Raw genomic sequence first — 1277 nt, 5'->3', positions numbered from 1 at the left:
CGTCTTACAGGTTTGGATAGAGCGGGAATTTGGCGCAGAGGTTTGCGACCTCGGCCTTGACCTTGGCTTCGACGGCGCTGTTGCCGTCTTCGCCATTGGCGGCCAGGCCGTCGACCACCTCGATGATCCAGTCGGCGATTTGGCGGAACTCAGCCTCACCGAACCCACGGGTGGTGCCGGCGGGCGACCCCAGGCGGATGCCGCTGGTGACGGTTGGCTTTTCCGGGTCAAAAGGCACGCCATTCTTGTTGCAGGTGATATGCGCCCGGCCCAGAGCTTTGTCGACGATGTTGCCGGTCACGCCCTTGGGCCGCAGATCGACCAGCACGACATGGGTGTCGGTGCCATGAGTAACCGTATCCAGACCGCCCTTGATCAGCTGATCCGACAGCGCCTGCGCGTTGGTCACGACCTGTTTGATATAGTCCTTGAACTCGGGCCGCAGCGCCTCGCCAAAGGCCACGGCCTTGGCCGCGATCACATGCATCAGCGGGCCGCCCTGAATGCCCGGGAAGATCGCTGAATTCACTTTCTTAGCGATATCTTCATCATTGGTCAGGATCATGCCCCCACGTGGGCCGCGCAGGGTCTTGTGCGTGGTGGTGGTCGCCACATGCGCATGTGGGAAGGGGCTGGGGTGTTCGCCTGCCGCCACCAGACCGGCGAAATGCGCCATGTCCACGTGCAGATAGGCGCCGACCATGTCGGCAATTTCGCGCATGCGGGCAAAGTCGATCTGGCGCGGGATGGCCGAGCCTCCGGCGATGATCAGCTTGGGGTTATGCTCTTTGGCCAGCGCCTCAACCTGGTCATAGTCCAGCATGTTGTCTTCTTTGCGCACGCCGTATTGCACAGCGTTGAACCACTTGCCCGACTGGTTCGGACGGGCGCCGTGGGTCAGGTGGCCACCGGCGTCCAGGCTCATGCCCAGAATGGTGTCACCGGGCTGGATCAGCGCCTGAAACACGCCCTGGTTGGCCTGGCTGCCCGAGTTCGGTTGGACGTTGGCAAAGCCACAGCCAAACAACTCCTTGGCCCGGTCGATGGCCAGGTTTTCGGCGACATCGACGAACTGGCAACCGCCATAATAACGCCGACCGGGATAGCCTTCGGCGTATTTGTTGGTCATCACTGAACCCTGCGCCTGCATCACGGCGGCCGAGACGATGTTCTCGGACGCGATCAACTCGATCTCGTCGCGCTGGCGGCCCAGCTCGGATGTGATCGAGCCGAACAGCTCGGGGTCGCGCTCAGACAGGGACTGGGTGAAAAAACCG

General features: G+C 62.2%; 1 protein-coding gene. It reads right to left on the bottom strand.

The annotated features are described in order from the left end of the window. Positions 1-4 precede the first annotated feature (4 nt). Positions 5-1277 (bottom strand): serine hydroxymethyltransferase (gene glyA / locus RUM8411_RS22385; RefSeq protein WP_306373002.1); only part of this gene is annotated, 1273 nt, incomplete at its 5' end.

It is taken from the genome of Ruegeria meonggei (assembly GCF_900172215.1).
Taxonomy (GTDB): Bacteria; Pseudomonadota; Alphaproteobacteria; order Rhodobacterales; family Rhodobacteraceae; genus Ruegeria; species Ruegeria meonggei.
Note: the sequence above shows the minus strand (reverse complement) of the source record. Positions and strands in the feature narration are given on the sequence as shown.